Origin of the sequence: Neisseria sp. HMSC064E01 (assembly GCF_001808875.1) — a bacterium.
In the GTDB taxonomy this organism is placed as follows: domain Bacteria; phylum Pseudomonadota; class Gammaproteobacteria; order Burkholderiales; family Neisseriaceae; genus Neisseria; species Neisseria sicca_A.
The window spans coordinates 76,815-85,071 of sequence record NZ_KV794886.1 but is presented as its reverse complement, the minus strand read 5'-3'; the positions used below and the strand labels follow the sequence as shown (position 1 = coordinate 85,071).

The 8,257-nt window shown below is 52.3% G+C and carries 5 protein-coding genes; 1 reads left to right on the top strand and 4 read right to left on the bottom strand.

Annotated elements, in window-relative coordinates; all coding sequences use genetic code 11:
- Positions 1-28: 28 nt before the first annotated feature.
- The gene (locus HMPREF2572_RS01995) at positions 29-1,798 is read right to left on the bottom strand and encodes an ABC transporter ATP-binding protein/permease (protein WP_070495933.1); all 1,770 of its coding nucleotides are present in this window, start codon (positions 1,796-1,798) and stop codon (positions 29-31) included.
- Positions 1,799-2,048: 250 nt separating this feature from the next.
- On the opposite strand from HMPREF2572_RS01995, the gene HMPREF2572_RS01990 reads away from it, so the two are divergent.
- Positions 2,049-4,307 (top strand): TonB-dependent receptor, encoded by a 2,259-nt coding sequence (locus HMPREF2572_RS01990; protein WP_070495931.1) that lies wholly within the window; start codon positions 2,049-2,051, stop codon positions 4,305-4,307.
- Between the two features lie 349 nt (positions 4,308-4,656).
- Here HMPREF2572_RS01990 and HMPREF2572_RS01985 read toward each other — a convergent pair whose 3' ends face one another.
- The 3 genes from HMPREF2572_RS01985 to HMPREF2572_RS01975 form a co-directional block, all read right to left on the bottom strand.
- Complete coding sequence (locus HMPREF2572_RS01985; protein ID WP_070495950.1) at positions 4,657-6,069, bottom strand: tetratricopeptide repeat protein; 1,413 nt, start codon at positions 6,067-6,069, stop codon at positions 4,657-4,659.
- A 180-nt stretch (positions 6,070-6,249) separates the two neighbouring features.
- Entirely contained in the window at positions 6,250-7,251 is a 1,002-nt protein-coding gene (gene hemB / locus HMPREF2572_RS01980) for a porphobilinogen synthase (RefSeq protein WP_070495929.1), read from the bottom strand.
- Positions 7,252-7,402: 151 nt separating this feature from the next.
- Entirely contained in the window at positions 7,403-8,131 is a 729-nt protein-coding gene (locus tag HMPREF2572_RS01975) for a DUF6973 domain-containing protein (RefSeq protein ID WP_070495927.1), read from the bottom strand.
- Positions 8,132-8,257: the final 126 nt, after the last annotated feature.

Sequence of the window (8,257 nt, the reverse complement as noted above, 5' to 3'; positions counted from 1 at the left end):
ACTGGTTTAAAGTTAATCCACTATAAATTCAATCGCAAGCTACGTTGCCGACATCAAGACTGAAATCGTGAAACTCGTTGAGCGTGCTGCGGTGGCCGATGCTGATGATGATGCTCTGCGGCAGTTTGTGCTTCAAGGCGCGGTAGAGCAGGGCTTCGGTCGGTTCGTCCAAGGCGGCGGTGGCTTCGTCGAGTAGGATGACTTTGGGCTGTGAAAGCAGGGCGCGGACGAAGGCGACGCGTTGCAGTTCGCCCGGGGAGAGTTTGTGTTGCCAGTCGTCGGTTTTGTCTAATTTATCAATGAGATAACCTAAGCGGCAGGTATTCATGGCTTCGGCTAGTTCGGGATGCTGTTTGTCGATGTCGGGATAACAAATCGCGTCGCGCAGGCTGCCTTGCGCCGTGTACGGGCGTTGCGGCAGGAAGAGGATGTCTTGATGCGGCGGACGGCGGACTTTGCCGCTGCTGCCGAACGGCCAAAGCCCCGCCAGCGCGCGCAGCAGCGAGGTTTTGCCGCAACCGCTCGGGCCGCGTATCAGCAGGGAATCGCCGCTTTTGAGGTTGACGTTGATGCCGCTCAACAGGATTTCGCCGTTGTGGCGGAACAGGGCGACGTTTTCCAGCGAGAGGTCGTCTGAAACCTCGGTAATGTCGGGTTGCTGCGCGCTGTGTTGTTCTTCCGTACTCAGCAAAAAGCCGTACAAACGCTCCAGTCGGGCGCGGTAGGCGGTGAATTTGTTGTAGAACAGCCGAAAGAAGGACAGGGCGTTTTGCAGTCGGGCGAAGGCTTGGACGGTCTGCTGGATGTCGCCGATTTTGATTTGTCCGGCAAACAGGCGCGGGGCTTGCAAAATAATGGGGAAGAGCTTGATTCCGTTGGTAAACATGTCGTTAAAGCCGCTCAAGCAGACGCTTTGGCGGGCGATGCGCCAACGGTTGCGGATGATGGCTTTGAAGCGGTCGGCAAGCTGGTCGTGTTCGTGTTGTTCGCCGCTGTAAAACGCCACGCTTTCGGCGTGGTCGCGCACGCGGATGAGGGAGTAGCGGTAGTCGCCGTTGAGTTTTTCGTTTTCATAGTTGTAACGAATCAGAGGGTTGCCTATCCACATGGAGATAAAGGTCGCCAAAATCACAAACATATAGACAAACCAGACGATGCCGTGCGGAATGTCGAAGCCGAACACGGTCAGGATGCCCGCCAAGCCCCACAAAACAACGGCAAATTCCAGCGAGGTAACGACCGAATTGACCATGCCGCGCACAAATTCTATGGTCGAGGCGATGAAATCCTGCGCGTCTTGTTGGATACGCTGGTCGATATTGTCCGGCGCATGGCGGCGCATTTGCAGGCGGTAGTAGTTTTTGTCGGCAAGCCAGCGCGTTGTCAGCACTTCATTGAGCCGCTCCGACCATTTAATCGCCAGGCCTTGATCGAGAAAGTCGTTGACGACGTTGTTAAACGCCCGCACCAACACCACGCCGGCGTTCATCGCTGCAAACATCCAAAACGCGGAGGCGTTCAAATCCTGCATCGAGTCGTAAAGCCCTTTGGACATAAAGGTACTCAATACATTCAGCCGCACTTCGGTCAGCAGCAGCGCAATCATCGCCGTAATCAGCAGCAATACTTTGACCGCGCTTTTTGGCGTCAGGCACAGGCGCAGGATATAGGCAAACTCACGCCCGAAGCGCGTTTCGCGTGCCAAAAACAGAATCACCGCCGAGGCGGCGGCGACCATCAATAAGGTCTGTAACAGCCAAGACGGCGTGGAATAAAGCTCGATTTGCCATTTTTGCATGTGCGTTGTCTCTTGAGGCAGGCAGCGGGCAGGGGTCGTCTGAAACCCGGATTCTCTGCTTAATAAAATAATTTATAATTACTATGGAAAAAGTTTTGATTGATGTTGTATTTTTGTTTTTACAAATGGTTATCATCACTTTTTATAGAAAAGCAGAATGTTATCAAATATAATTCTGCAGCAAAATTACTTTGTGATTTTTAACGTTTATTGCAATAAAAATAACCCACCTCAGAGACAGAAGGAATCTATGAACAGCAAATTAGCCCTGATGCCGCTTTTGATTATGAGCGCGTTTTCTTATGCCGCCGATGAAGCGACACCTGAAACCCCTGTGCAACAGCAGTTGCAGGAAGTTAATGTCCGCGCCGACGCCAAACGAGTCAAAGCCGCCCGCTCTTACTCCATCGCCAGCGACGGCGACTTGCGCGACCGCGTAAATTTGGGCGTATTGGGCAAAGCTAATGCCTTTACCGCGCCGATTACCGTCGTCAACTACGACGAACAAGCCCTTAACAACACCGAAGCGCGTACTTTGGTGGATGCCGTAGCAAAAAAAGACGCGTCCGTTTGGCAGTTCGGCGGCGAAAGCAACACGCTGACCGGCCTGTATTTCCGAGGTTATCAGCTTGACTCGCGCCAATTCAGCGTCAACGGTTTGGCAGGTATGTACGGCACGCAAGGCACAGCCAGCGTGCATGTCGGTTCCGCGCAACTGATTAAAGGTGCGTCCACCACTGTAAACGGCATGGATCCCGAAGGCGCGGTATCCGGTTCCGTCAATATCGAAACCAAAAAAGCTGCGGACGAAGGCAACCGCAAAATCGGTTTGGGCTGGTTCAGCAACAACCGTGCCCAAGGTACGTTCGACTTGGGTCAACGTTTCGGCGAGAACAAAGAATTCGGCGTGCGCGCCAACGGCAAACTGCGCCACGGCGACACCCCGCGCCACGGTTACAGCGAAGACAACAAAGAATTTGCCTTGAATGCCGATTATCGCGGCGAAAAATTGCGCGTAGCGTTCGACTCCATCTACGCGAAACGCAAAACCAACGGCGGTCGCGCGCGTATGCAGGATATTCAAAACGCCAACGGCCGCTTGTTTGACGCGCCCGATGGCAAAGTGAACCTGCTGCCAAGTTGGAACTGGCAGAACACCGTCGGTCGCACCAATATGCTGACCTTCGAATGGGATGCGTTTGAAAATGCGCAAATTACCGGTGGTATCGGTTACAACAAGGCGCGTTATTACGGCACGCTGATTTCTCCGACTATTTGCGGCAAAGATGGCGCAAGCAGCCAAACCGCAACCTGCTCAAGTGCCAGCCAATACCACACAGGCACGGCGCGCCTGACCGACCAATATTTCCGTACTTTGAGTATGAACCTTACTGCACGCGGTGAATTTGAAACTGGGCCGGTAACACATAACTGGAGTACTGCTTTCGACCGCATTATCCGTCAACGTGCAACGATCAATGGAAGTGCAGCCGGTAAAAGCAAGGTAGAAGTTAAAGCAAACGAAAATATTGAGAGTAAATTGGCATCGTTTAAAGCAGACTATCCAAACTCATGGGCGAACTCTGCCAACTTGGATGCCAATATCAAAGTCAACAGTTTGGCTTTGTCCGACACACTGGGCTTCGTCGACAACAAATACCGCCTGACCTTGGGTGGACGCTTCCAAGCGGTTGAATACACCAATAAAAAAGAAGGTAAAAGCGGCGATGCCAAACGCTTCAGTCCGATGTTGATGGCTGCATGGGTGCCGCAGCCCGATTTGGTGGTTTATGGCAACTATATGGAAGACTTGGAGCCTGCCGACATCAAAACCGATGATGACGGTAATACTACCATGTCCAAACCGCGTGTCAGCCGTCAGTTTGAAGTCGGCGTGCGCAAAAACTGGGGCGACTTTGTCACTACTTTGAACGCGTTCCAAATCAAACGCCCGGGTTACTGGCGCGGCAATACCAAAAAAGGTACTGATTTTGCAGCATACAAAGCAGCAGGAGGCGCCGCCGGCGACAAACAAGGTTTTGAGCGTAACCGCGGTATCGAGTTCAATACCTATGCCAATCTGTTGAACAAAACTCTGCGTCCGAGCTTTGGCTTGATGTACCTGCAATCGACTGTGAAAAATTATCCGAACGCAGCCGATAATCTTGTTAATGGCGTACAAGTTGCCAACCCGCGCGTAATTGCCAAAGCGGGCGTGGAATGGGATACCCCGTTTGCTAAAGGCTTGACCTTGAACGGTAACGTTTCGTACTTCGGCAAGTCTTACCAAGACACGCAAAAACAATACGCCTTCCCGTCCTATACCTTGGTTGACGTAGGTGCGCGCTACAAAACCAAGCTGGGTAAAAATACCCTGACCGTCAGCAGTTCGGTGGAAAACCTGTTCAACAAAAATTACTGGCAGGTACAACGCGGCCAATACGACCGCAGCTTTGCCGTCGTCGGTATGCCGCGTACTTACTGGCTGAAAGCGGAATTGGATTTCTAATATCCGAACAGGCCAACCGGTAAAGGCAAAGGTCGTCTGAAAATCCTCAATCAGGGTTTTCAGACGACCTTTTATATTGTTGTTTGAATGGGGCAAGTGATATGACTTATAGTGGATTAACTTTAAATCAGGACAAGGCGACGAAGCCGCAGATAGTACATCAGGACAAGGCGACGAAGCCGCAGACAGTACAAATAGTACGGCAAGGCGAGGCAACGCCGTACTGGTTTAAAGTTAATCCACTATATCGTAGAACGGCACCCCATTAATCACAACGCAGAGACAATGGTTTAGAGGGATTCCCAAACGTTGGCAGCTTCTTCGGAGAAATGTTGCCACGCGGGCAATGTTATGGAAGTTGTTGTTTCCAATGCGCCAGCAGTTGCTTGAGGATTTCAGACTGCTCGTGACCGTCGTTAATGGCAGTTTCAAGCCAACGGCAGGCTAAGGCTGTGTTGCGGCGGACGCCTGTTCCGTGGAAATAGAGGCAGGCGAGGTTGTATTGCGCCATTGTGTCTTTTTGCTGCGCTGCCTGCGCGAACCATTTGGCGGCTTGGGTATAGTCGGTCTCTGTTCCATGACCGTTGTAGTACATCATGCCGAGATTGGTTTGCGCTTTGCTGTGTCCCAAATCTGCGGCCTGCTGATAGAGCGTCAGCGCTTCGGCATGGTCGGGAGCGCGGTTCAGGCCGTAATGGGCGGCAAAAGCCAGCTGATAGAATTGCTCCGCCTGTTGGCGTTGCAGCGCGTGTTCTTTGGCTTGAGGGTAGTTTTGCTTATTGTTCAGGGCAATGTCGGCGAGCAGTTTTTGGTGTGCGGCGAGATTGCCCAAATCAGCGGCAAGCTGATAGTAATGGCGCGCTTTGGAGGGTTCGGGAAGGATGCCCAGTCCGTAGCGGTAGATATCGCCGAGCAAACGCAGCGCTTCGGGATGATTGCGGCGGGCGGCTGCTTTGGCGTAGCGGCGTGCTTTATCCGTGTCTTTCGGGATGTCTTTGCCCAGCAGATGGATTTCTGCGAGCTTGGCGTAAGCATCACTGCTGTTTTGTTTGGCGGCGGTTTCCAGCCATTGGATGGCTTTGTCGGGGTGGGTCGGGAGCAGGATTTCCGCAAGGGCGACTTGTGCAGGCGCGATGTTGTCACTTGCCGCGATGTACAGGTGTTGGGCGGCTTGCTCAAGGTCCGGTGCCACGCCTTGACCGAGCTTGTATTGCAATCCGAGTTGCCAATTGGCAGGCGTAAATCCTTGTTTGGCGGCAAGTTGGTAGAGCTGGTGTGATTGGGGATAATCGGGCGGCGAGGTGTATTGGCAATGCTGGCCTAAGAAATATAGGGCTTGGGGATTTTGCTGACGCGCGGCAAGTACGGCCCAATCGACGGCTTCTTCGTGTTGACCTGCGTCATGATAAGCACGCATCAGCTTGAGCTGAGCTTCGATAATGCCTGCTTCTGCCAATTCCCGATAGGAGGGAAGCAGGGTATTGAGCGGCATACCTTGTGCTTCTTGGATTTGAAGAAGGTTGTAGCTGGCGTAGGGATGACCGTCACGCGCCGCTTGCTGCATCAGACGTATGCCGGCTTCACGGTTGGCAGGTATGCCTTGTCCTTGCAGCAGGCAGCCTGCAAGATGGAATTCTGCTTCCGTATGTCCTTCGTCTGCCGCTTTTTGCAACAGTGGGACTGCTGCGGCAAAATCGGGCGGATTTTGGGTCATGAATGAGTGAGCTTCCCGGAATAGTGTATCGGCGGTTGTTGTATTCATTTTATTGTATATGTTTTGAATTTTATAAAACGGACGCTGTAAGTGTTTGCTTGAGAGTTGCAGTATTTTACCAGAAATTACCTGATTATTCATTCCGTTGTAATAAATTTTGTCGGGCAAATGCCTTAATGTAAATGCCGCCGGGCATTCTGTGCAAACCGGCGGCATTTTGCTGTCGTTTTATTTTTTCAACATTTTTGCCGCTTCGACGGCGTAATACGTCAGGATGCCGTCGGCACCGGCGCGTTTGAAGGCGAGCAGGCTTTCGAGTATGACTTTTTCGCCGTCCAGCCAGCCGTTTTGAATCGCTGCCTGAAGCATGGCGTATTCGCCGGAAACCTGGTAGGCGTAGGTCGGTACGCCGAACTCGTCTTTGACGCGGCGGACAACGTCAAGATAGGGCAGGCCGGGTTTGACCATCACCATATCCGCACCTTCCTGAATGTCGAGGGCGACTTCATGCAGGGCTTCGTCGGTATTGGCGGGGTCCATTTGGTAGGTTTTCTTGTCGGCTTTACCCAAATTGCCAGAACTGCCGACCGCATCGCGGAACGGGCCGTAAAATGCGGAAGCGTATTTGGCGGAATACGCCATGATGCGGGTGTGGATGTGTCCCGCGTCTTCTAGGGCTTCGCGGATGGCGAGGATGCGGCCGTCCATCATGTCGGACGGAGCGACGACTTGCGCGCCTGCGTCGGCATGGCACAAGGCTTGTTTCACCAAAACTTCGATGGTTTCGTCGTTGAGGACGTAGCCGTTTGCATCGGTCAGCCCGTCTTGCCCGTGAATGGTGTAGGGGTCGAGGGCAACGTCAGTCATGATGCCCAGCTCGGGGAATTTTTCGCGCAGGGTGCGTACGACGGTCGGCACGAGTCCTTCGGGGTTGTAGGCTTCTTCCGCCAAGTCGGTTTTATTTTGGGTAACGACGGGGAAGAGTGCCAGCATGGGGATGCCGAGTTTGAGGGTTTCTTCGGCGGTGAACAATAATTTGTCCAAACTTTGCCGTTTCACGCCGGGCATGGAGGGGACGGCTTCTTCTTGGTTGCTGCCTTCGAGTACGAAAACGGGGTAAATCAAATCGTCTGCGGTCAGGGTATGCTCGCGCATCAGGCGGCGGGAGAAGTCGTCTTTGCGCATTCGGCGCATACGGGTGGCGGAAACGTAACGCGGTGGGAAGTTCATAATCGTCCTTTGTCCTTCTGGAAACAGCTAAATCGGCAGGAGAAATGTTTTCAGACGACCTCTTTGCAAGCAGGGGTCGTCTGAAAATGGGTTTACGACAGTTTACGCCGTTTTGGGGGATTACTCAAAATTTGCTCAGAGTACCGAAAAATCAGTCTTTTACTTTTCTGATGGCTTTGACCGTTTTAGAAATCGAGTCGATTTTGTCGGGTTTGGGCTTATTGCGCTCTTCTTCACGCAAGCCTTGGGCATCCAGCGGCTCGATATTTTTCATGGCTTCGCGGTAGGCGGCAGGGCTGAGTTTTTCTTGGGTGATGCGCCATACTTTGCGTCCGCCGGTGCGCGTTTCCGATGCGGTCCACAAGCCGACTTTGTGGTAATAGAGCAAAACACTTTCGGCAAGGGTTTTCATGTCGGTATTGGGTTTGCCGCTGCCGATGCTGCGACCGATACGGTTGTTGCGTTGGTCAACCGCCTGGTCGGCGAGATAACGGCTGAAATAGTTGATTTTGCCTTCGCGGATTTTGATGTCGGCGAGGTAGGCGTTACCTGCTTTTTCAGCGATTACGTTGTCAAATTGGGAGGTAATGGCAGCTTGCCACAGGGCTTGACGCACGGCATTGACCTGCGTGCCTTTGCCATCCCCGTTGGCTGTATCGTCTAAGCCGCTGCGGTAGGCAAAGCGCGTGGCATTGCTGCTGATATTGAATGAGCCTGTGTCTTCCATGCCGATGGCTTGCGCCGCCACGGGGTGATTGAGGGCGAATTGGGTGATTTTGCTGCGCCGGGTTTGATCTTCTTCAAAGGTTGTCTGACAGCCGGAGAGCAAGATGGAAGCAAGTAGGATGTATTTAATATGTGTTTTAAGTTTCTGAGCCATAATATGAGTCGTGATGAAAATATTATTTTATTGATAATATACTGATTATATAACATATAATTACATATTGTAGCAAAATATTCTTCAGGCGGGCGCTTTATAGTGGATTAACTTTAAATCAGGACA